The organism is Pseudomonas sp. MWU13-2862 (assembly GCF_023242495.1).
Classification (GTDB): domain Bacteria; phylum Pseudomonadota; class Gammaproteobacteria; order Pseudomonadales; family Pseudomonadaceae; genus Aquipseudomonas; species Aquipseudomonas gingeri_D.
This window is the reverse complement of record NZ_JALMEZ010000013.1, coordinates 132,504-153,365: the sequence shown is the minus strand read 5'-3', so window position 1 is coordinate 153,365 and position 20,862 is coordinate 132,504. Positions and strand designations below refer to the sequence as shown.

Sequence of the window (20,862 nt, the reverse complement as noted above, 5' to 3'; positions counted from 1 at the left end):
TGAGGCGATGATGCTATCAGAGACGCAGGCGACCACCACGGGAACGTGCCGCACCCAGGCCATGGGGCAAGAGACTGGAGCGGGTATGTGCATGGCACAGGGCAATCGCCAGGGCATCGGAGGCGTCGACTTGCGGTTTGGTGGTGAGCTTGAGCAGGTGCATGACCATCATCATCACCTGTTCCTTGTTTGCGCCGCCGGTACCGGCCACGGCCTGCTTGACCTGGGTCGCGGTGTACTCGGCGATCTCGAGGTTTTCCTCGGCGCCGGCGACGATGGCCGCGCCCCGCGCCTGGCCAAGCTTGAGCGCCGAGTCGGCGTTTTTTGCCATGAACACCTTTTCGATGCCCATGGTAACCGGCCCGTAGGTCTGGATCACTTCGCGCACGCTGCGGTAGACGATCTGCAAACGCTCATGCAGTTCGCCACTGCCGGTGCGGATGCAGCCCGAGGCGACGTAAACGCAGCCGCGGCCGGTATCGCGCACCACACCATAACCGGTGATGCGCGAACCGGGGTCGATACCAAGAATTAAAGTCATAACGCCTGCGTTTGGGTCAGCCGAGCTGCTCGGCTACCGATTCGGGAATATCGGCATTGGAGTAGACGTTCTGCACGTCGTCCAGGTCCTCGAGCATATCGATCAGCTTGAGGACCTTTTCCGCGCCCTCCAGATCGAGTTCGGCGCTGGTGGTCGGCAACATGACGATTTCCGCATCCGCTGCCTTGAATCCTGCCGCATCCAGGGCGTTACGCACCGTATAGAAGCCGGCAAACGAGGTGAACACGTCCATCGAACCGTCTTCGTGGGTAACCACGTCATCGGCGTCGGCTTCCATCGCCGCTTCCATCAGCGCGTCTTCATCGATGCCCGGGGCGAAGGACAGTTGCCCCTTGCGCTCGAACAGATAGGCCACGGAGCCGTCGGTCCCCAGGTTGCCGCCACACTTGCTGAACGCGTGGCGCACGGCTGCCGCGGTACGGTTGCGGTTGTCGGTCATGCATTCAACCATCACCGCCACGCCACCGGGGCCGTAGCCTTCGTAGCTGAGTTCGACCATATCGTCGGTGTCGGCCGCACCGGCACCGCGGGCCACCGCGCGATCGATGATATCGCGGCTCATGTTTGCGCCGAGGGCCTTGTCCAGCGCCAGGCGCAGGCGTGGGTTGGAGCCTGGATCACCACCGCCCTGACGAGCGGCAACGGTCAGCTCACGAATCCACTTGGTGAAGATCTTGCCCTTCTTGGCATCCTGACGTTCTTTGCGGTGCTTGATGTTCGCCCACTTGGAATGACCTGCCATAACTCGCTCCGAATTCTCTTTGTGCTCTTTGAAACGTTGCCCGCCCTGCCCAGTGGCAGCGGCCGGCAAAAAAAAAGTCTCGACCTTGAAAAAAGGCGCATCCAGTGGATGCGCCCTCGGGTCAGTCTTACTCTGCCTTGGGGGCTTCGCGCAGGCGGATATGCAGCTCGCGCAGTGCCTTGGCGTCCACCAGCCCTGGCGCCTGGGTCATGACACAGGCCGCGCTCTGGGTTTTCGGGAACGCGATCACTTCGCGAATCGACTGGGCGCCGGTCATCAGCATCACCAGGCGGTCAAGGCCGAAGGCCAGGCCACCGTGGGGCGGAGCACCGTATTTCAGCGCGTCGAGCAGGAAGCCGAACTTCTCTTCCTGTTCCGCTTCGCTGATACCCAACAGACGGAACACCGCCTGTTGCATTTCCTTGCGGTGGATACGGATCGAACCGCCACCCAGCTCGGTGCCGTTCAGAACCATGTCGTAGGCGCGGGACAAAGCGGTGGCCGGGTTGGCCGCCAGTTCTTCCGGCGAGCACTTCGGCGCGGTGAACGGGTGGTGCAAGGCGGTGAAGCTGCCGTCTTCGTTTTCTTCGAACATCGGGAAGTCGACGACCCACATCGGTGCCCACTCGCAGGTGAGCAGTTCGAGGTCATGACCGACCTTGATCCGCAGCGCGCCCAGGGCTTCGCTGACGATCTTGGACTTGTCGGCACCGAAGAAGACGATGTCGCCGTCGACCGCACCGACGCGATCGAGGATCACGTTGAGGTTGGCCTCGGGAATGTTCTTGACGATCGGCGACTGCAGACCTTCAACACCCTTGGCGCGTTCGTTGACCTTGATGTACGCCAGGCCCTTGGCACCGTAGATGCCGACGAACTTGGTGTACTCGTCGATCTTGCTGCGCGGCATGCTCGCCGCGCCCGGGACGCGCAAGGCGGCCACACGGCATTTCGGGTCGTTGGCCGGGCCGCTGAACACCTTGAACTCAACGTCCTTGAGCTGGTCGGCAACGTCCACCAGTTCCAGCGGGATACGCAGGTCCGGCTTGTCGGAGCCGTAACGGCGCATGGCCTCGTCCCAGGTCATGTGCGGGAACTCACCGAATTCCAGACCCAGCACTTCCTTGAACAGGTTGCGGATCATGCCTTCGGTCAGGCCCATGATGTCTTTTTCATCGAGGAAGCTGGTCTCGATGTCGATCTGGGTGAATTCCGGCTGGCGATCGGCCCGCAGGTCTTCGTCGCGGAAGCACTTGGCGATCTGGTAGTAACGGTCGAAGCCGGCCACCATCAGCAGTTGCTTGAACAGCTGCGGCGATTGCGGCAGGGCGAAGAAGCTGCCGGCGTGGGTGCGGCTCGGCACCAGGTAGTCACGGGCGCCTTCGGGAGTCGCACGGGTCAGGATCGGCGTCTCGACGTCGAGGAAGCCGTTTTCGTCCAGGTAACGACGAATGCTGGTGGTCATGCGCGAACGCAGACGCAGCTTGTCGAGCATTTCCGGACGACGCAGGTCGATAAAACGATAACGCAGGCGGGTTTCTTCGCCGACGTCGGAGTATTCGTTGAGCGGGAACGGCGGGGTTTCCGCTTCGTTCAGCACTTCCAGCTCGTAACCCAGCACTTCGATGGCACCGGACGCCATGTTGGCATTGCCGGCACCGGCCGGACGCAGGCGGACCTTGCCGGTGATCTTGACCACGTACTCGCTGCGCACGCGATCGGCGGCGGCGAAAGTGTCGGCGCGATCAGGGTCGAAGACCACCTGGGCCAGACCTTCGCGGTCACGGATATCGAGGAAAATCACCCCGCCATGGTCGCGACGACGGTGGACCCATCCGCAAAGGGTGACTTCCTGGCCTTCCAGGCTCTCGTTCAGTTGGCCGCAATAATGGCTGCGCATCATGGTCGTGGTTCGCTTCTAGTCATTCGATTTCGGTGGAGGTCTTGTCTTGGCAACGCGACAAGCGCCCGCTCGTGTCGCTTATTTCAGTCGGCTTTATCGCCACCTGCCAGGTTTTTCTTGCTGCCGGTCTTGAAATCCGTCTCGTACCAGCCGCTACCGCTGAGGCGGAAACCCGGCATGGAGAGCATTTTCTTCAATTGCGGTGCCTGGCAGGCCGGGCAGTCGACCAGCGGTGCATCACTGATCTTTTGAATGGCTTCCAGCTGATGACCGCAGGAAGCGCATTGATAGTCGTACATGGGCATGGGGCGTCTCGGCAATCAGATAACGGCAACACTGCTGCCCGAGCCCGGGACGGGCCATGCAGCAAAGAGCGGGATTATATCCGTTAAATCGAGCCTTTGCAGCCGTGGACCGGTCAACGCCCCAGCCCATGCCGTCTCGCCAATCCACCGAGACGTCAGAACAAGCCTAGAGGGCCCGGGACAAACCGCCCAACGTCAGCAGATGGACGACACAGACCACGCGAATCAAACCACTGAAATTCTTCACCCCGCCGTAGCGCAGATGAACCTCCATGTCCACATTGGACAGCAAGGCATTGACTGTACATTCATGGGTATTGGCAATATCGGCCAGTACCTTCCAATAAACCTCCTCCAGACGCAAGCAGGTGGCAAAACCATTCAAACGCACCGAACGCGAAACGGGCTTCGCCAATCCAATATCGAAATCCAGCAACAGGGGATCCACCCGGGTCTTGCGCAAACAACCGGAACTCCCCACCTCATGCCCTACCCACTGAACCATTTTCATCGCACTCCGTCGCTGCACACCTTTGAATAAAGGCGCTCCTGGCAAACCTCCTGACATAAAACATTAAGTAAAAAACCCTATCCAGCAGACTGCACCACAGCCTCCGTAGGAAGAGTCCATTAATAAGGAAGAACAACGAAAAGCCTGGGGCCGCGACCAGGCGAAGGCCTGCGCCGTTGCGAATACGCGGGGGGGGGGGGCGCGGGCACGTCGGCGCGAATGAAGCGCGGCGGCTTCATTCGCACCGGCGCGGGCTCAGCCTTCGAGCAGGGCGCGCAACATCCAGGCGGTCTTCTCATGCACTTGCATGCGCTGGGTCAGCAGGTCGGCGGTCGGTTCGTCACTGACCTTGTCCAGCAACGGAAAGAGGCCCCGCGCCGTGCGGGTGACCGCTTCCTGGCCTTGCACCAGTTGCTTGATCATCTCCTCGGCACTCGGTACCCCTTCTTCTTCCTTGATGGAGGACAGACGGGCGTAGGTGGAATAGGTCCCCGGCGCGGGAAAACCCAGGGCGCGGATACGTTCGGCGATCAGGTCGACGGCCAGGGCCAGTTCGTTGTATTGCTCTTCGAACATCAAATGCAGCGTGCGGAACATCGGCCCGCTGACATTCCAGTGAAAGTTGTGGGTTTTCAGGTACAGCACGTAGGTGTCCGACAACAGACGGGAAAGACCTTCAACAATGGATTTACGGTCTGCTTCGCTGATACCGATATCAATAGCCATATGTATCCCCTTGGTCAGAATGGATCATCGTCTTCGCAGGTGCAGGACCACTCTAGCAAGCGCCTACGACTCGCGCAGCCGCGACGACTGCGACAAATCCGCCACGGCGACCACCGGCAGGCGTCTGGCCCGCGGGCCGCGTCGGCACCGGCCCTGCCCCACCGCAAACTCTCCGACAGCGGCCCGGCGCCGAAGTTTGAGAAGGCATGGGCTTTGCTGTTAAATAGAGGCTGTGTCGTGACTGTCGAATTTCTGGCAGTGACGCATAGGCGGATGCCCACACGTGCCCAACGCCTCACCTTTTTTCCAGAAGCGAACCGTGTGCCACCCGCTCTTCCTTGTGATCCGTCTTGAGTGAGTCAATCAAAATGTTGAAAATCGTCCACCTGCTAACGGGCGCCGTTGCCCTGCTGCTGTCCTTTATCCCCAGCCTGCGATCCGAAGCCCTGCCTTACCTGCAACAACCTGATGCGCTGTACCTGGCATTCTTCGGCTTGCTCAACCTGACCCTCGCGCCAGTCATTCCTTACTGGAACAAGGGCCCACGGCATCAACTGCAAATCCTGGTCAGCATCCTGCTGATCATCGCCGTGGCACTACAAATCCTCACCCTGCTCGCCCCATTGACCCTGATCGGCGGCCAACCCGCCGTGCTTCCGAGTCTGCTGGCCGCCGTGATTGCCGTATTGCTGCACCTGGCGGTGAGTTTCTACAAGAAATCTTCCCCGGCGGCGGCTTCCCACAACTACGACATGAGCAATCGCGATACCGGTACCGTGAAGTGGTTCAACACCTCCAAGGGTTTCGGCTTTATCTCGCGGGATTCCGGCGATGATATTTTCGTGCACTTCCGCGCCATCCGTGGCGAAGGCCATCGCGTCCTGGTCGAAGGCCAGCGCGTGGAGTTCTCGGTGATGAACCGGGACAAGGGCTTGCAAGCCGAGGACGTGATCGCGGCCCTGCCGCGCCGCTGATCGGCCACAAAAAAACGCGAGGCAGTCTGGCTGCCTCGCGTTTTTTTATGCCTACGGATTGCTGTCAATAATGCGGCGGCGGCGCTTCCTCCTCGAAGGAGTCGAACTGCCCCATCATTTCTTCATGACGCTTGAGCAAAGCGGCCATCTGCAGTTGCAGGCGCTCGACCACCCGCTGCTGCTCCACCAGCACATCATTGAGCGCCTGGATGGTGTCATCCTGAAACGCCTGGCGACTTTCCAGTTCGGTCACGCGATCTTCAAGGTTCATACGTCCGCCTGCACAAAACGCGGGTCACGCTGGAACGCCACGCGCAACTGCTCGCGAATCACCCCGACCTCCTCCTCGGTATAAGGCCGGGCCGGCTGCTTGCCCCAGACCGGTGCCGGCCAGGCCACATCGTCGCGGCGACGAACGATCACATGCATATGTAACTGACTGACCACATTGCCCAGGGCCGCGACATTCATCTTGTCCGCCTTGAAGGTGACCTGGAGCAGCTGCGCCAGCTCCGTGGTCTCGCGCCACAACTGCTGCTGATCGGCGGCCTCCAGCTGGAACACTTCACTGATATCCGCGCGCCGTGGCACCAGGATGAACCAGGGATAGTTCGCATCATTGGACAGCAGCACGCGGCACAACGGCAAGTCGCCCATCGGCAAGGTGTCTTGTTGAAGGCGCGAATCGAGAACGAACACCGTGAATACTCCTGCGTGACGGATAGGTTTGCGCCCGGCAAAGGCCCGGCGACAGGCCGTCAGGATACCCGTGATCGGCCGCCGATTCACGACCCTCGACCGCGATGACGGCAAATGGGCGAATACAGGGCAGCGCCTGCTCCAGAATGGAACAAGCCGCGCTTTTTCAGGACAACAAACACCACAAAATTACACACCAGCCAGAAAAAAACCCAACCAGCCATAAAAATGTCACTTTTTTCTGAAATCCTCTGCCTACGTCATGGAGGGCGAGAGCTGACTCCAGGGACAAAAAAGCCGCCTTGCCTGCAGCCAATGTCCGCATCGAAACTGCAAATCGGTTTTTTGCACCAAAACCGCACACTACGACTACTATCAGTGCACGCTTCAGTCACCGACTACCCAGTCGGAGTGTGGACCGGTAACGTTTTTGGCTTTCCATGGATTTTCAACGGATTAGCAGCACAAGGAAAAGCACTACGTCAAGCGCCGGCGTAAACGCCGACCACCCTAGGTTTCACAAGGGTTTCAGCCTGATGACGGTGCCAGGTAAATTTTTTCTCACGAATTTTTCACTTTGTGCATGCTTGTTGCATTGGTAAGTGAATAGTCGCGACAGAGGGTCGGCCCGGACGCTGAAGCCCCTGCGACACCGAGACAACGCAGTGCAGTGCGCCCATGGAGAATTCAGGGCTTGAACATAGACCATTTGCTTCTATGCTCATTCCGCTGAAAACAGCGCTGAAGTTGTGCAGCCGTTGTACAAAGGCTGTGAATTTGCGACATGGAGCTAGCTTTTTGCGACAGGCTCGTAAAGAAGCCGCAAGGATAGGTGTGCAAGTATCGCCAAGTTTGTCAGCGTGATATAAGTTTGCGCCGACACAAAAAAGAAAGAGCCGCCCAGACAAAAATACAGGTGGGACGGCAGTACTCTTCCTAAACCAAAGGAGCAAATCACGATGCGCGTGATGAAGTGGAGCATGATCGCCCTGGCTGTTTCTGCAGCAGGTTCCCAACTGGCTATGGCCGAACCGTTCGTAGCCGACCAGTCTACCGCCACCGGTTTCGTTGAAGGCGCTTCGGCTGGCGTGGTTCTGAAGAACTACTACTTCAACCGAAACAAAAAAGACAACCACGCCAATGACCAGAAAGACTGGACCCAAGGTGTTCTCGGCAAATTCAGCTCCGGCTACACCCAAGGCACCGTTGGTGTAAAGGTTGAAGGCTTCGGCGATGCCGGCTTCAAACTGGACGGCACGGACTCCCAGTCGGGTTCGGGCAACCTGAGCCGCCAAGCCAATGGGGACAACAACAACAGCTTCGGTAAAGCTGGTGCTGACGTTGCAGTTCGTATTTCCAAAACCGAGCTGAAATTCGGCGACTTCAGCCCAAGCACTGCACCTGTATTTGCGGTGGGTGGTAGCCGTCTGTTCCAACAGACCGCTCGTGGGTTCCAACTGCAGAGCAGCGAAATCAAAGATCTCGATCTTGAAGCCGGTCATTTTTATGCAGGCAGCAGCCAGGACAAAACCTCGCTTGATGGTAAGCTCTGGACACAATACGCAAATACCGAGGTCGAGACCGCTGATTACCTGGGCGGTAAGTACGGGATCAACGACAACCTGACCGTTTCCCTGTACGGCTCCAAATTCAAGGACACTTGGGACCAGTATTACACCAACGTGAACTACACCATTCCGCTGGCTACTGATCAGTCCTTGAACTTCGACTTCAACCTGTACCGCACCACCGACACCGGGGCAGCGAAAGCAGGTAAAATCGACAACACCACCTATTCGTTGGCAGCAGCCTACTCCTTCCTGAAGGCTCACACCTTTACCCTGGCATACCAGCGCGTACACGGTGACACGCCGTTCGACTACATCGGTGTGGGTGACAACAACAGAGGTGGCGACTCGATCTTCTTGGCCAACTCGATTCAGTACTCTGACTTCAACGGCCCAGAAGAGAAATCCATTCAAGCTCGTTATGACCTGAAAATGGCCGAGTATGGCGTACCCGGCCTGAGCTTCATGGCTCGTTATGCACATGGTTCGGGTATCGATGGCACCAAGATGGCTGCTGACAGTCCTTACCGTGCCTATGGCTACGGCGCAGATGGTCATCACCACGAGACCAACCTGGAAGCCAAGTACGTTGTTCAGAGCGGCCCTCTGAAAGACTTGTCTTTCCGTGCTCGCCAAGCTTGGCATCGTGGTAATGCTGCTCAGGCCGATGGTAACATCGACGAGTTCCGCCTGATCACCGAGTACCCACTTGATCTCATGGCGATCAAGATGTAATTCGTAACACTCGCTTGAAGTCTTGAATAAAAGGCCCATCCCGGTGATGGGCCTTTTTTATGTGTGCATGAGCGTAATCATATGGATGAAAGTCCCAACGCGAGCCGGTTCTTTGCACCTGAGTATGAACGCGTCGAGTTCATGCCGTCCGTGACCACCCTATTTTTTGACAACATCAAAGCATCACAACCTTACCTGCGCAACAAGGATAACCTTGCACTGTGTAGCCCTTATTAAATCATGCGATCTCTAGCTAAACCTTAAGTCAGATAGGATCTGAAATATCAGTTCAAGGGTTCAAAAATGAATCCGGCAACCTCTTTCTCTACCTCAAACAGCAATGAAGCCCTATCTGAAACACCTATGATATCGGCGTCCACGCGCCCACCTCCCCAACGCCGCCCCCATTTTGATTCACACTTTCCTAATTACGACCAATTTGTCGCGAAAAAGTCATAAATCACCACTACGATTGCGCAGGCACAGCGCCGACAGTAGTATGCAATTGAAGCTCTGAAAGTTACCTTTCTTCCCTGTACTGCCGCCCAGGCCAGGTGTCGGCTGATTGTTTACATAATAGATGTCATACCTTGCCATTGCGCCAAGTTGGTTCGCTGTGCCTGATCTTCCGCCGTCAAACTCCCCTCTACCGGATACCGAAAAGGAAGTGATATGCCACGTCAAACATTCAAAGTCCTTGCTCTAACAGCAGCCATCTCCACGGCTCTAGTCTGCGCACAAAATGCATCGGCCGCCTCGGCGGAACTTGTCGCAGCGGCCAAGGCAGAGGGCGAACTGACGGTGATCGCCCTGGCGAACTCCTGGTGCGGATATGGCGACCAGATCAAGAACTTCAAAGCCAAGTATGGCCTCAAGGTCAACGAACTGAACCCTGACGCCGGTTCGGGCGACGAACTCGAAGCCATCAAGGCCAACAAGGACAACAAGGGGCCGCAAGCGCCCGACACCATCGACGTCGGCCTGTCTTTCGGCCCCCAGGCCAAGGCTGCCGGCTTGCTGCAGCCCTACAAGGTCGCCAGCTGGGCGACCATCCCTGACTCGGTGAAAGATCCGGAAGGCTACTGGTATGGCGACTACTACGGCGTGCTGGCCTTTGAAGTCAACACCGACCTGATCAGCTCGATCCCGGCCGACTGGAGCGACCTGCTCAAGGCCGATTACAAGAACTCCGTGGCCTTGGCGGGCGACCCGCGCTCCGCCAACCAGGCCATCCAGGGCATCTATGCGGCCGGTATTGCCGCCGCGGGTGGGGATCCCACCAAGGCCGCCGCTGCCGGCCTGAAGTTCTTCGGCGATCTGAACAAAGCCGGCAATTTTGTGCCGGTGATCGGCAAGGCCGCCTCCCTGGCACAAGGTACCACCCCGATCATCATCCGCTGGGACTACAACGCCCTGGCCGACCGCGACGCACTCAAGGGCAACCCCAATGTGCAAGTGGTCGTGCCCAAGTCGGGCGTGGTCGCGGGCGTGTATGTACAGGCCATCAGCGCTTATGCCCCGCACCCGAATGCCGCCAAGCTGTGGCTGGAATACCTGTATTCGGACGAAGGCCAGGTGGGCTGGCTGAATGGCTACTGCCACCCGATCCGTTTCAACGACCTGGTGACCAACAACAAGCTGCCCAAGGCCATGCTCGACAAGCTGCCACCCGCGGAAGGCTATGCCAAGGCCGTGTTCCCGACTCTGGACCAGCAGAACTCGAGCAAAGAAGCCATCACCAAGCAGTGGGACACCCTGGTCGGCGCCAGTGTGAAGTAACCGGCCTTCGATGGCTTTTTGCACTGGCATGGCCTTCACCGGCCATGCCAGTCATTTCATGGGCTGGATGGCTGCTTGAAAGGCGGGCTTCACTTGACTGATACCTTGAGTTCTGCAAAACCCGCGACACCGTCCATACCGGGCAGGTCGCTCAATTGGCACTGGCTGGGTGTGCTGCCCTTTCTGGTGTTCGCCATCCTGTTTTTGATTTTGCCCACCGGCTATCTGATGGTAGGGGCCTTCCAGGACGCCTCCGGCCATTTCACCCTGGCCAATATCGCCGGCCTGGCCGACCCGAACGTGGTCAGCGCCTACTGGATCAGCTTTCGCATCAGTGCCGCGTCGGCCCTGGGCGGCGGAATCATCGGCTTCCTGCTGGCCTGGGCGGCCGTCCAGGGCAAACTGCCCGAGTGGATTCGCCCGACCCTCATGACGTTTTCGGGCGTGGCCTCCAACTTCGCCGGCGTGCCGCTGGCCTTCGCGTTCCTGGCCACGCTGGGGCGGGTGGGTCTGGTGACCGCGCTGATGAACAAGTACCTGGGCTTCAACCTCTATTCCACCGGTTTCAACATCCTCAGCTTCACCGGGCTGACACTGACCTATCTGTATTTCCAGATCCCCTTGATGGTGCTGATCGTGTCCCCGGCACTGGAAGGCCTCAGACGCGAGTGGCGCGAAGCCTGCGATTGCCTGGGCGGCACCGCCTACCACTACTGGCGCTATATTGCGTTGCCGGTGCTGTGGCCGAGCATCATGGGCGCCATGCTGCTGCTGTTTGCGAACGCCTTTGGCGCGGTGGCCACCGCCTATGCGCTGACCGGCAGCTCCTTGAACATCGTGCCCATCCTGCTCTATGCGCAGATCCGCGGTGACGTGCTGCACAACCCGAACCTGGGCTACGCTCTGGCGCTGGGCATGGTGGTGATTACCGGGGTATCCAACGCGGGCTATATCTGGCTGCGCAGCAAATCGGAAAAGGGCCGCAAATGAAATCCACCTCTCGCTTGGGTGCCTGGATCGCCATCGGCCTGGGCACCAGTTATTTCCTGATTCCACTGCTGGCCACCTTTGAATTCAGCCTGCGCATGTTGCGCGGCGAATACAGCTTCGAAGCCTACCGGGTGGTGTTTAGCGACCCTCAGTTCCAGGCCACGTTTGGCTATTCGATCCTGATGGCGCTCATCACCATTGTGGTCGGCGTGCTGCTGGTCGTACCTACCGCCTACTGGGTGCAATTGCGCCTGCCCAAACTGCGCCCGTTGGTGGAGTTCATCACCTTGCTGCCCCTGGTCATCCCGGCCATCGTCATCGTATTTGGCTATCTGCGCATCTTCGGCAGCAACTCGTGGATACCGCTGACCGGCAACGAGCGGTCCACCGACTTCCTGCTGGTGTGCAGCTATGTCACCTTGTCGCTGCCCTATATGTACCGCTCGATCGATACCGGCTTGCGCACCATCGATGTGCGCACCCTGACGGAGGCCGCCGAGGCGCTGGGCGCGGGCACTTTCACCATTCTGTTCAAGGTGATCTTCCCGAATCTGCGTTCGGCGATTCTGTCCGGTGCGTTCCTGACTTTTGCCGTGGTGATCGGCGAGTTCACCATGGCCAGCCTGTTGAACCGTCCCGCGTTCGGGCCTTACCTGCAACTGGTGGGCGCCAACAAGGCGTACGAGCCGTCCGCGCTGGCGGTAATGGCCTTCATGATTACCTGGGCCTCCATGGGCTTGATCCAGGTGTTCGGGCGCAATGCCAAGAACGCAAGACCTTAAGCACATCCCTGGGTGGCATGCGTTCTGGCTACTGAGCCGAGTAGTAACCCCTACATTGACGGAAAAAACATCCCATGGCTTTCCTTGAAATCTCCCACCTGAAAAAAGCCTTCGGCGCTCAGACCGCGGTGCATGACTTCACGATGGACATCGCCCGTGGCGAGTTCATCACCTTTCTGGGCCCATCGGGTTGCGGCAAGACCACGATTTTGCGCATGCTGGCCGGGTTCGAGGGCCCCTCGGGTGGCACCATCAAATTCGATGGCAAGGATGTGACCCACACGCCGACCAACCAGCGTAATATCGGCATGGTGTTCCAGTCGTACGCGCTGTTCCCCAACATGACGGTGGCCGAGAACATCGGCTTTGGCCTGAAGGTGGCCAAGATGCCAGCGGAGCAGATCCATGAGCGCGTCACCGAAATGCTCAAGCTTATCGGCCTTGCGGCCCTGGGCGCGCGCTATCCCTCGCAGCTGTCGGGCGGCCAGCAACAGCGCGTGGCCTTGGCCCGCGCGCTCGCCGGCAAGCCCCAGGTGCTGTTGCTGGACGAGCCCTTGTCCGCGCTGGACGCCAAGATCCGCGTGTCGCTGCGCGAAGAGATCCGTGCCGTACAACGCGAACTGGGCATCACCTCGGTCTTCGTGACCCATGACCAGGAAGAAGCCTTGTCGATCTCGGACCGCATTGTTGTACTGAGTGAAGGCCGGGTTGAACAAATCGGCACGCCGAGCGAGGTCTACAACTTTCCGCGCACCCGTTTTGTAGCCTCCTTTGTCGGGACGCTGAATCTGCTGTCCGGCGTGGTGGTGGATGCCGCGACGGGCCAGATCTCCGTGGGCGGTCAGTCTTTGGTGACATCGAACCCTATCGTTGATGCCTTCGTAGGCCAAACCCGCGCGCTGGCGATCCGACCCGAGGCCATTGTGCTGGAGCCGCCGACCCCGGGGCGCAACTCGCTGGCGGCGACGGTGGAAGACGTTGATTTTCTGGGCGCCGTAGTGCGTATCCGGGTACGCATGGATACGGTGGTCATCTCACTCGACGTGTTCAACGATCCACACCGTGCGCTGCCCCAGCGCGGCGAGAACATCACCCTGGGTTTCTCATTCGATAATCTTTTGGTACTGGAAGAAACGGCCTGAGCATGACGACCGACAACTTTGTATTGCCCGCGCAACCCGCGGGCTGGTCTGCGGCCAACCGCCGGGCCATCAACCAACTGCTGCAAACCTGGGGTTGCCGCAGTGCCGACTACAACCCGGCCAAAAAACCCTATGCGGTGTTCGACTGGGACAATACCTGCATCATGAACGACACCGAGGAATCGCTGTTGTTGTACCAGGCCGAAAACCTGCTGTTCAAACTGACACCGAGCGAGTTTGCCGAAGTCCTGTGCCAGGATGTGCCAGGTGGCTGGTTCCATGCCGATCACACCAATCTGGACGGCCAGCGTATCTCGATGGAAGACCTGGCGGCCGACATCAACGACGCCTACCAATGGTTGTACACCCACTGCGCGGTACTGGCTGGCAGCCAGCCCCTGGAGGAAATCCATGCCAGCGCGCAATTCCAGAACTTCCGCGCCAAGTTCTACTTTTTATACGGTGCGTTGTGCGATACCTACCCGATGGAAGTGGGTTACAAGTGGATCATTTATTTCTACAAGAACTTCACCACGGCCGAACTGCAGGCGATGGTGTCCGACTCCATTGAACACAACCTGGGCGAGGCATTGCGCCAGGCGCCTATCCACAGCAGCACAGAGATGCCTGGCCGCGCGGGCCGGGTTGCGCCGGTGCACTTCCACGGCATGCGCGTGCATGCCGAAATTGTGGTCTTGATGGCAACTTTGCGGACCAACGGTTTCGATGTCTACATCTCCACGGCATCAATCGACGACGTGGTGCGGGTTTTTGCCTGCGATCCGAAATACGGCTACGGGCTGCCGCCGGAAAATGTCCTCGGCCTGAAGCTGGAAATGATCGATGGCAAATACACCAATGTGTATAAAAAGGACTGGCACTTCAACTGGGGACCGGGCAAGACCGTCGGTATCCAGAATGTGTTTGTCGCGCAAAAAGGCTATGGTCCAGCCCTGGTGTTCGGCGACAGCGATGGCGACGCCTGGATGATGAAGGACTTTGCCGATACACGCCTGGGGGTGATCATCAACCGCCAGCAAAAAGGCCTGATTGGGGAGAACAGCCAGCAGGCGGCCGCCACCCTGGGCCGTTCGGACGCCCGCTTTGTGCTGCAAGGCCGAGACGAGCACACCGGCTGCTTCAACGCCGATGAAAAAACCTTGCGCTACGGCCACACGGAAGCCCGCTTGCTAGCCTGAGCCCAGGCAGATTTGATGCCCGGCCCAGCGGCCGGGCATCAAGACCTCGATTACTTCGCCTGCTCTTCCGAAAACATCCGCACCACGTGCTGCGGAAACGGAATCTCGATGCCCACCGCTTTCAGACGGTCGCGCACCTGCTCATTGAACAGGAAGGTGACATCGCCGTAATCGGCGGTATTGACCCACACCCGCAAGGACATGGTGATCGAATGAGCCCCCAGCGCGGACACCACCACCACCGGCGCCGGATCGGCCAACACCCGCGGATCCTTGGCCATCTCCAGCAGCACCTCGCGGGCCTCCTGCAGATTCGACTGGAAATCCACGCCGACATCGAACACAACCTTGCGGGTGGCTTGGCGGTTGGCGTTGGTGATGATGCCGTTCGACAGATTGCCGTTGGGCATGATCACCGTCTGGTTGTCGCCGGTACGCAGGATGGTGTGGAAAATCTGGATGCTGTCGACCGTCCCGGTCACCCCTTGCGCGGTGATCGTGTCACCCAGGCGAAACGGCCGGAACAACAGAATCAACACCCCACCGGCGAAATTCGCCAGGCTGCCCTGCAACGCCAGACCAATGGCCAGGCCTGCCGCACCGATGGCCGCGACAAAGGAGGTGGTCTCCACACCGATCATCGAGGCGACGCTGACAATCAGCAGCACCTTGAGGATGATATTCGCCAGGCTGCTGATAAACCCCTGCAGCGCCAGGTCGGCATTGCGCAACGCCAGCAGCTTGCCCACGCGGCGGGTCAGGTTGTTGATCAACCACCAACCGATACACAGGGTGACGATAGCCAGCAGCACACGGCTGCCGTATTGCATGATCATCGGGATCCAGGCCTCGGAGGCCTTCACCAACTGATCCACTTGTGCATTCAAATCCATTGTTCTCTCCGGTTACCATGCGATGACCCGACGAAACGATGCCTGCCGCGCAGGGCGACCCACCGTTTCACCGTGGCTGGGCCCTCCGACGCCGATAACTCCCAGAGGTTCCCTGACAGCCTAGATCAGTCGCGGAAATTGTTGAATTGCAGCGGCACATCGAATTCCTTGGCCCGCAGGTTGGCAATCGCCTCCTGCAGATCGTCACGCTTCTTGCCGGTAACCCGTACCTGCTCGCCCTGGATGGCGGCCTGGACCTTGAGCTTGGCGTCCTTGATGTGCGCGACGATTTTCTTCGCGGTGTCCTTGTCGATACCTTCCTTGAAGGTCGCTTCCTGCTTCATCAGCTTGCCGGACGCGTAGGCGTCCTTGATTTCCAGGCATTTGACGTCGATCTTGCGCTTGACCAGGGACATGCGCAGGATCTCCAGCATGGCTTCGAGCTGGAACTCGGCTTCGGCGGTCAAGGTGATGGTCTGCTCCTTGTCCTTGAACTCGAAGGAGCCTTTGCCCTTGAGGTCATAACGACGGTCCAGTTCCTTGACGGCGTTCTCGACGGCGTTGGTGACTTCGTGCTTGTCCAGTTCGGATACCACGTCGAACGACGGCATCGTATTTCTCCAAAATAAAATCGGCGCCGCTCAATACCGATGGAGCGCGCCTGGTTTGACGGTTAAAATCCGCGAGCATTATAGCGGTTCTTCCCACTCATTCACTTGTGAGTCACCCATGCCGAACCCGGATCTGAGCATTTTGCTGGTGAGTGATGAGAATCTGGCCAGCAGTACGCTGGGCAGCAGCCTCCAGCGCGCGGGTTATCAGGACATCCGTCAGGCCAATGACGGCGTCCTGGCACTGGAGCAACTCGACCAGCGGGCCGCCGGCCTGCTGATCTGCGCGGGAAGCGCAGGTCTGGCGCTTGCCGCCAAGGTCCGACAAAGGGACGAGATGAACGATCACAACACCTACGTGATCCTTATCAGCGACCAATCGCCCTCGATCCTGCTGGACGAGACCTCGGACAACGACATCGACGACCTGCTCGCCCCGGCCGATGTCGAGCGCCATCTGCTGACCCGGGTGCTCGCCGCCGACCGCCTGTGCAACACCTTGCAGCGCCTGCGCCAGGAAAACCGCCTGTTGCGCCAGAACATCGCCAGCCTCGAACAGCGCAATCTGGTGGACTCCCTGACCGGCCTGGGCAATGCCCGCTACCTGCGCCAGAAGCTCAGCGACAGCCTGCGCCAGGTCCAGGCCCGCGGCGGAGCCATCTGCTACCTGCTGATCGGGATCGAACAGGCCGAGTCGCTGCAACGCCAATATGGCAACGACCTCTACGACGAGCTGCTGCAAGCCATCGCCCGCCGCCTGCAACAACTGGTGCGGCCACTGGATGTACTGGCGCGCCTGGACGAGCGGCATTTCGTCCTGATGACCTTGCCGGCCGACCTGCAGGAATGCGCCCCGAGCAGCTTCAAGCGCCTGCATGAAGGCCTGAACCTCAAGACCTTCATGACCAACGCAGGTCCCATCGAGCTCAAGGCCGGCATCAGCCTGATCGGCCTGGACAGCAAGTGCTTCCCGCTGGACCCGCAAACCCTGTTCGATGAGTCCGAGCACCTGTTGCTCGAGTCCTATGCCGGCGGCGTGGTCAGCGCCAAACGCCTGCCGGCGCGTAGCTGATGAGCACCCACTGGCATGTACTGGGCGCCGGTAGCCTGGGTAGCCTGTGGGCCACCCGGTTGGCCAGGGCCGGCCTGCCGGTGACATTGATTCTGCGCGATGCGGCGCGGCTGGCGGCGTACGAAGCGGCAGGCGGCCTGACCCTGGTCGAACAGGGTCGGGAACAACGTTTTGCGATTCCGGCCGAACCCCTCGACAGCCCTGCGCCCATCCAGCGCCTGCTGGTCGCGTGCAAGGCCTACGATGCCGAGGCCGCAGTCACCCGCCTCGCGCCGCGAATCGCCCCCGGCGCAGAGCTGGTGTTGTTGCAAAACGGCCTCGGCAGCCAGGACGCGGTCGCGGCCCGCGCACCCCACGCCCGCTGTCTGTTCGCCTCCAGCACCGAGGGCGCCTTTCGCGACGGCGACTGGCGCGTGGTGTTCGCCGGTCACGGTTTCACCTGGCTGGGGGACGTTGCCCATCCGCAACCACCGTACTGGCTCGATGACCTGACACTGGCCGGCATTCCCCACGAATGGAACACCCAGATCCTCACCCGACTCTGGCGCAAGCTGGCGCTCAACTGCGCCATCAATCCGCTGACGGTGCTCTACGATTGCCGCAACGGCGGCTTGCTGGAACACCATTGTGAAGTCGCCACCCTCTGCGCCGAACTGACCGAACTGCTCGAATGCTGCGGCCAGCCGGCCGCCGCCCTGGACCTGCAGAGCGAAGTGGAACGGGTGATCCAGGCCACCGCGGCGAACTACTCCTCCATGCATCAGGACGTCACCCAGGGGCGGCGCACCGAGATCGGCTACCTGCTGGGTTATGCCTGCGCGGCGGCGGCCCGCCATCACCGCAGCCTGCCGCACCTGAGCCGCCTGTATAACCGGCTGGTGGCCCATCTGATGGCAAAGGGCGTGCCCAGCACCTGAGCTCGTCAACATAAGCCGTCCCGCGCAAAAGACCGGGCTCAAGCGACGGTTTGATACACTTATGGACGGCACGGCAGTCGAACCCCGCCCGCCGCCATTCGCCTCTCGAAACAGGACAACCGATGCCTCTGCGCCAGCGCCTCGAAAACCTGCCGGTCGGCCAAAAACTTCTCGCCGCCCTACTGGTCCTGCTGACCACCGTATTACTGGTCGCCAACCTGACGTTCATCAGCGCCGCCTACTGGATCTCCCAGGAGAGCATGGCACCCCAGGCCTTGCAGACCATCGGCCGACTGATATCGAGCCCGAACCTGATCAGCCAGGCCCTCGACTCGCCGGAAGCCGCCGAGGCCCTGCTCAAGGAACTCGACAGTTACTCGCCGCTGCGCGCCGCCGCGATCTATGACGGTCCGGGCAATCGCATGGCGCAGCTGCAACACGGCGATCACCTGAAACTGCCGGAGCGCTTTCGCCATATCGAAGCCTGGCGCCTGACCGAGTTTCGCAGCAACCAGGTCATCGAGATGCCGCGCCCGGGCTCGGCGCCCGGACACCTGTTGCTGGTGGCCAGCAGCGAACTGCCGGTGGCGTTCTACACCGGCACCCTGACCGCCAGCCTCGGCATCCTGACCTTCAGTATCCTGCTGTGGCTGATCATCGCCCGCCAGATCAAGCGCCTGATTACCCGACCGATCCACGAACTCGAAGAGCTATCGCGCCAGGTCACCCGGGAAGAGAACTACTCATTGCGGGCCTCGCGCGGCAACCACGACGAAATCGGCAGCCTGGCCGAAGCCTTCAATACCATGCTGTCGCGCATCGAGGCCCGGGAGCAGCAGCTCAAGCGCGCCCGCGATGACGCCCAGGGCGCCTACGACCAGGCCCAGGGCCTGGCCGAGGAAACCCGCCACACCAACCGCAAGCTGGAACTCGAAGTCCAGGTGCGCAGCAAGATCGAGAAAAAGCTCACGGGCTTCCAGAACTACCTCAACAGCATCATCGACTCCATGCCCTCGGCCCTGATCGCCCTGGACGAGCAACTCTATGTCACCCAGTGGAACCAGGAAGCCAGCGCCCTCTCCGGCACGCCGCTGGACGAAGCGCTGAACCAGCCGATCTTCCTCGCCTTCGAACCGCTCAAGCCGTTCCTGCCGCAGCTCAAGGAAACCGTCGAGCAACACAGCGTGGCGAAGATCGAGCGGGTGACCTGGATCAAGGACGACGAAGCCCGCCACTATGCCCTGACCTTCTACCCGCTGATGGGCGGTGCCGGACGTGGCGTGGTGATTCGCATCGACGATATCTCCCAGCGCCTGTCGCTGGAGGAAATGATGGTGCAATCGGAAAAAATGCTCTCGGTCGGCGGTTTGGCCGCGGGCATGGCCCACGAAATCAACAACCCCCTGGGGGCCATCCTGCACAACGTGCAGAACATCCGCCGACGCCTGTCCAAGGAGCTGCCGAAGAACCTCGAATACGCGCAACAGGCCGGCATCGATCTGGACACCGTCAACCGCTACCTGCAAAGCCGCGAAGTGCCGCAACTGCTCGATGGCATCCAGCAGGCCGGCGCGCGGGCGGCGAAGATCGTCACCCATATGCTCAGCTTCAGCCGGCGCAGCAACCGTGAAATGGCCCCTTGCGACCTGCCGGCGCTGATCGACCAGGCGGTGGAAATCGCCGGCAACGACTTCGACCTGACCATCGGCTTCGACTTCAAGGGCCAGGCGATCATCCGCCAGTTCGACCCGCAACTGGGCCCGGTCCCGGGCACCGCCAACGAGTTGGAGCAGGTGCTGTTGAACCTGCTGAAAAACGCTGCCCAGGCCATCCACCAACGCGAGGACGAACGCGAACCCGGGCGCATTACCCTGCGCACCCGCCTGAATCCGCCCTGGGCAGAGATCCAGGTCGAGGACAACGGTGTCGGCATGCCGGAGCATATCCGCAAGCGCACCTTCGAACCCTTCTTCACCACCAAGGAAATCGGCCAGGGCACCGGGTTGGGTCTGTCGGTGTCCTACTTCATCATCACCAATAACCATAAAGGCCAGATGGAAGTGCAATCGGCGCCGGGCGCGGGCACCTGCGTGACCCTGCGCCTGCCGTTGGCCGGTAGCCAGGCGGCGCTTCCCGAACTGAGCAAAGCGGAGTCTTGAGCATGGGTTTTCGTCTGTCGAAAATTTACACACGTACCGGCGATGCCGGGGAAACGGGACTGGGCGATGGACGTCGGGTGCCGAAGGACCATCCGCGGATCGAAGCCATCGGCGAGGTCGATATGCTCAACAGCCAGCTGGGACTGCTATTGGCCGGGTTGGCGGAGCTGGTGGTGATTCATCCGGAGTTGAATGAGCTGATCGAAGTGCTGGCACCGGTTCAACATCGGTTGTTCGATCTGGGCGGTGAACTGGCGATGCCGACCTACCAGGCCCTCGATGCGGCCGAGATCCAGCGCCTGGAAACCGCCATTGATCGCTGGAACGAAGAGTTGGGCCCACTGGAAAACTTCATCCTGCCGGGTGGCTCGATGCTGATTGCCCAGGCCCATATCTGCCGCAGCCAGGCCCGTAGCGCCGAGCGGCGTTGCCAGCAGTTGAATGCCGTTGAACCTTTGGGAGGGGTTGGCCTGGCTTACATCAATCGGCTGTCGGACTTGCTGTTTGTGGCGGCAAGGGTAATTGCACGGCGCGAGAAGATTGCCGAGATATTGTGGGAGGCGGCGAAGAAGCCGGTCTCCCACTGATCTAGA

General features: G+C 60.0%; 21 protein-coding genes. 11 read left to right on the top strand and 10 right to left on the bottom strand.

The genetic code is table 11. The features are described 5' to 3' along the window. Positions 1–16: 16 nt before the first annotated feature. From ruvC to M5C56_RS22915, 6 genes are all read right to left on the bottom strand, one after another. Positions 17–541 (bottom strand): crossover junction endodeoxyribonuclease RuvC, encoded by a 525-nt coding sequence (gene ruvC, locus M5C56_RS22940; protein ID WP_152738165.1) that lies wholly within the window; start codon positions 539–541, stop codon positions 17–19. A gap of 16 nt (positions 542–557) precedes the next feature. Then, entirely contained in the window at positions 558–1,304 is a 747-nt protein-coding gene (locus M5C56_RS22935) for a YebC/PmpR family DNA-binding transcriptional regulator (protein WP_100938826.1), read from the bottom strand. Between the two features lie 127 nt (positions 1,305–1,431). Further along, on the bottom strand, positions 1,432–3,207 hold the full coding sequence (gene aspS, locus M5C56_RS22930; RefSeq protein WP_103499438.1) for an aspartate--tRNA ligase: 1,776 nt from the start codon (positions 3,205–3,207) through the stop codon (positions 1,432–1,434). Between the two features lie 83 nt (positions 3,208–3,290). Continuing rightward, positions 3,291–3,512 carry a zinc ribbon domain-containing protein gene (locus M5C56_RS22925; protein WP_100938824.1) on the bottom strand — a complete coding sequence of 74 codons (222 nt, stop codon included), beginning with the start codon at positions 3,510–3,512 and terminating at the stop codon, positions 3,291–3,293. A gap of 166 nt (positions 3,513–3,678) precedes the next feature. Further along, on the bottom strand, positions 3,679–4,017 hold the full coding sequence (locus M5C56_RS22920; protein ID WP_100939203.1) for a ribbon-helix-helix domain-containing protein: 339 nt from the start codon (positions 4,015–4,017) through the stop codon (positions 3,679–3,681). A gap of 261 nt (positions 4,018–4,278) precedes the next feature. Then, positions 4,279–4,749, bottom strand: a complete 471-nt coding sequence (locus M5C56_RS22915; protein WP_100938823.1) for a Dps family protein — start codon at positions 4,747–4,749, stop codon at positions 4,279–4,281. A 368-nt stretch (positions 4,750–5,117) separates the two neighbouring features. Between M5C56_RS22915 and M5C56_RS32415 the strand changes: the two genes are divergently transcribed. After that, entirely contained in the window at positions 5,118–5,723 is a 606-nt protein-coding gene (locus tag M5C56_RS32415; RefSeq protein WP_103496683.1) for a cold-shock protein, read from the top strand. 64 nt (positions 5,724–5,787) lie between these two features. Here M5C56_RS32415 and M5C56_RS22905 read toward each other — a convergent pair whose 3' ends face one another. Continuing rightward, positions 5,788–5,994, bottom strand: a complete 207-nt coding sequence (locus M5C56_RS22905; protein WP_103496682.1) for a SlyX family protein — start codon at positions 5,992–5,994, stop codon at positions 5,788–5,790. Continuing rightward, positions 5,991–6,422: an HIT domain-containing protein gene (locus M5C56_RS22900; RefSeq protein ID WP_103496681.1), complete on the bottom strand. Its 432-nt coding sequence runs from the start codon at positions 6,420–6,422 to the stop codon at positions 5,991–5,993. Before M5C56_RS22900 ends, M5C56_RS22905 begins: the two co-directional genes overlap by 4 nt. Positions 6,423–7,381: 959 nt before the next feature. Here M5C56_RS22900 and M5C56_RS22895 point away from each other — a divergent pair. The 6 genes from M5C56_RS22895 (at position 7,382) to M5C56_RS22870 (ending at position 14,617) form a co-directional block, all read left to right on the top strand. After that, a complete protein-coding gene (locus tag M5C56_RS22895; protein WP_103496680.1) occupies positions 7,382–8,725 on the top strand; it encodes an OprD family porin in 1,344 nt (447 codons plus the stop codon). A gap of 672 nt (positions 8,726–9,397) precedes the next feature. Beyond that, entirely contained in the window at positions 9,398–10,504 is a 1,107-nt protein-coding gene (locus tag M5C56_RS22890; protein ID WP_103496679.1) for an ABC transporter substrate-binding protein, read from the top strand. A 93-nt stretch (positions 10,505–10,597) separates the two neighbouring features. Continuing rightward, positions 10,598–11,494, top strand: coding sequence for an ABC transporter permease subunit (locus tag M5C56_RS22885; RefSeq protein ID WP_218171239.1), 897 nt, complete (start codon positions 10,598–10,600; stop codon positions 11,492–11,494). Then, the gene (locus tag M5C56_RS22880) at positions 11,491–12,276 is read left to right on the top strand and encodes an ABC transporter permease (protein ID WP_103496678.1); all 786 of its coding nucleotides are present in this window, start codon (positions 11,491–11,493) and stop codon (positions 12,274–12,276) included. Before M5C56_RS22885 ends, M5C56_RS22880 begins: the two co-directional genes overlap by 4 nt. Positions 12,277–12,350: 74 nt before the next feature. Then, complete coding sequence (locus M5C56_RS22875; RefSeq protein WP_103496677.1) at positions 12,351–13,418, top strand: ABC transporter ATP-binding protein; 1,068 nt, start codon at positions 12,351–12,353, stop codon at positions 13,416–13,418. A 2-nt stretch (positions 13,419–13,420) separates the two neighbouring features. Then, positions 13,421–14,617, top strand: coding sequence for a haloacid dehalogenase-like hydrolase (locus M5C56_RS22870; protein ID WP_103496676.1), 1,197 nt, complete (start codon positions 13,421–13,423; stop codon positions 14,615–14,617). 50 nt (positions 14,618–14,667) lie between these two features. Here M5C56_RS22870 and M5C56_RS22865 read toward each other — a convergent pair whose 3' ends face one another. Then, complete coding sequence (locus M5C56_RS22865) at positions 14,668–15,510, bottom strand: mechanosensitive ion channel family protein (protein WP_103496675.1); 843 nt, start codon at positions 15,508–15,510, stop codon at positions 14,668–14,670. Between the two features lie 125 nt (positions 15,511–15,635). After that, entirely contained in the window at positions 15,636–16,121 is a 486-nt protein-coding gene (locus tag M5C56_RS22860) for a YajQ family cyclic di-GMP-binding protein (protein WP_103496674.1), read from the bottom strand. Between the two features lie 118 nt (positions 16,122–16,239). Here M5C56_RS22860 and M5C56_RS22855 point away from each other — a divergent pair, with 118 nt between their 5' ends. The 4 genes from M5C56_RS22855 to M5C56_RS22840 all read left to right on the top strand — a co-directional run bounded on the left by M5C56_RS22855 (position 16,240) and on the right by M5C56_RS22840 (position 20,856). Continuing rightward, on the top strand, positions 16,240–17,193 hold the full coding sequence (locus tag M5C56_RS22855) for a diguanylate cyclase (protein WP_103496673.1): 954 nt from the start codon (positions 16,240–16,242) through the stop codon (positions 17,191–17,193). Continuing rightward, positions 17,193–18,110 carry a putative 2-dehydropantoate 2-reductase gene (locus tag M5C56_RS22850; RefSeq protein WP_103496672.1) on the top strand — a complete coding sequence of 306 codons (918 nt, stop codon included), beginning with the start codon at positions 17,193–17,195 and terminating at the stop codon, positions 18,108–18,110. Before M5C56_RS22855 ends, M5C56_RS22850 begins: the two co-directional genes overlap by 1 nt. A 122-nt stretch (positions 18,111–18,232) precedes the next feature. Further along, positions 18,233–20,269 (top strand): ATP-binding protein, encoded by a 2,037-nt coding sequence (locus tag M5C56_RS22845; protein ID WP_103496671.1) that lies wholly within the window; start codon positions 18,233–18,235, stop codon positions 20,267–20,269. 2 nt (positions 20,270–20,271) lie between these two features. Beyond that, positions 20,272–20,856, top strand: coding sequence for a cob(I)yrinic acid a,c-diamide adenosyltransferase (locus M5C56_RS22840; protein WP_103496670.1), 585 nt, complete (start codon positions 20,272–20,274; stop codon positions 20,854–20,856). Positions 20,857–20,862 lie beyond the last annotated feature (6 nt).

Excerpts from the sequence above, each read along its gene's own strand:
- M5C56_RS22860 (WP_103496674.1), bottom strand. The coding sequence starts at position 16,121 with ATGCCGTCGTTCGACGTGGTATCCGAACTGGACAAGCACGAAGTCACC.
- aspS (WP_103499438.1), bottom strand. The coding sequence starts at position 3,207 with ATGATGCGCAGCCATTATTGCGGCCAACTGAACGAGAGCCTGGAAGGC.
- M5C56_RS22890 (WP_103496679.1), top strand. The coding sequence starts at position 9,398 with ATGCCACGTCAAACATTCAAAGTCCTTGCTCTAACAGCAGCCATCTCC.
- M5C56_RS22925 (WP_100938824.1), bottom strand. The coding sequence starts at position 3,512 with ATGCCCATGTACGACTATCAATGCGCTTCCTGCGGTCATCAGCTGGAA.
- M5C56_RS22855 (WP_103496673.1), top strand. The coding sequence starts at position 16,240 with ATGCCGAACCCGGATCTGAGCATTTTGCTGGTGAGTGATGAGAATCTG.
- M5C56_RS22920 (WP_100939203.1), bottom strand. The coding sequence starts at position 4,017 with ATGGTTCAGTGGGTAGGGCATGAGGTGGGGAGTTCCGGTTGTTTGCGC.
- M5C56_RS22875 (WP_103496677.1), top strand. The coding sequence starts at position 12,351 with ATGGCTTTCCTTGAAATCTCCCACCTGAAAAAAGCCTTCGGCGCTCAG.
- M5C56_RS22905 (WP_103496682.1), bottom strand. The coding sequence starts at position 5,994 with ATGAACCTTGAAGATCGCGTGACCGAACTGGAAAGTCGCCAGGCGTTT.
- M5C56_RS22865 (WP_103496675.1), bottom strand. The coding sequence starts at position 15,510 with ATGGATTTGAATGCACAAGTGGATCAGTTGGTGAAGGCCTCCGAGGCC.
- M5C56_RS22895 (WP_103496680.1), top strand. The coding sequence starts at position 7,382 with ATGCGCGTGATGAAGTGGAGCATGATCGCCCTGGCTGTTTCTGCAGCA.
- ruvC (WP_152738165.1), bottom strand. The coding sequence starts at position 541 with ATGACTTTAATTCTTGGTATCGACCCCGGTTCGCGCATCACCGGTTAT.
- M5C56_RS22850 (WP_103496672.1), top strand. The coding sequence starts at position 17,193 with ATGAGCACCCACTGGCATGTACTGGGCGCCGGTAGCCTGGGTAGCCTG.
- M5C56_RS22880 (WP_103496678.1), top strand. The coding sequence starts at position 11,491 with ATGAAATCCACCTCTCGCTTGGGTGCCTGGATCGCCATCGGCCTGGGC.
- M5C56_RS22840 (WP_103496670.1), top strand. The coding sequence starts at position 20,272 with ATGGGTTTTCGTCTGTCGAAAATTTACACACGTACCGGCGATGCCGGG.
- M5C56_RS22845 (WP_103496671.1), top strand. The coding sequence starts at position 18,233 with ATGCCTCTGCGCCAGCGCCTCGAAAACCTGCCGGTCGGCCAAAAACTT.
- M5C56_RS22870 (WP_103496676.1), top strand. The coding sequence starts at position 13,421 with ATGACGACCGACAACTTTGTATTGCCCGCGCAACCCGCGGGCTGGTCT.
- M5C56_RS32415 (WP_103496683.1), top strand. The coding sequence starts at position 5,118 with ATGTTGAAAATCGTCCACCTGCTAACGGGCGCCGTTGCCCTGCTGCTG.
- M5C56_RS22935 (WP_100938826.1), bottom strand. The coding sequence starts at position 1,304 with ATGGCAGGTCATTCCAAGTGGGCGAACATCAAGCACCGCAAAGAACGT.
- M5C56_RS22915 (WP_100938823.1), bottom strand. The coding sequence starts at position 4,749 with ATGGCTATTGATATCGGTATCAGCGAAGCAGACCGTAAATCCATTGTT.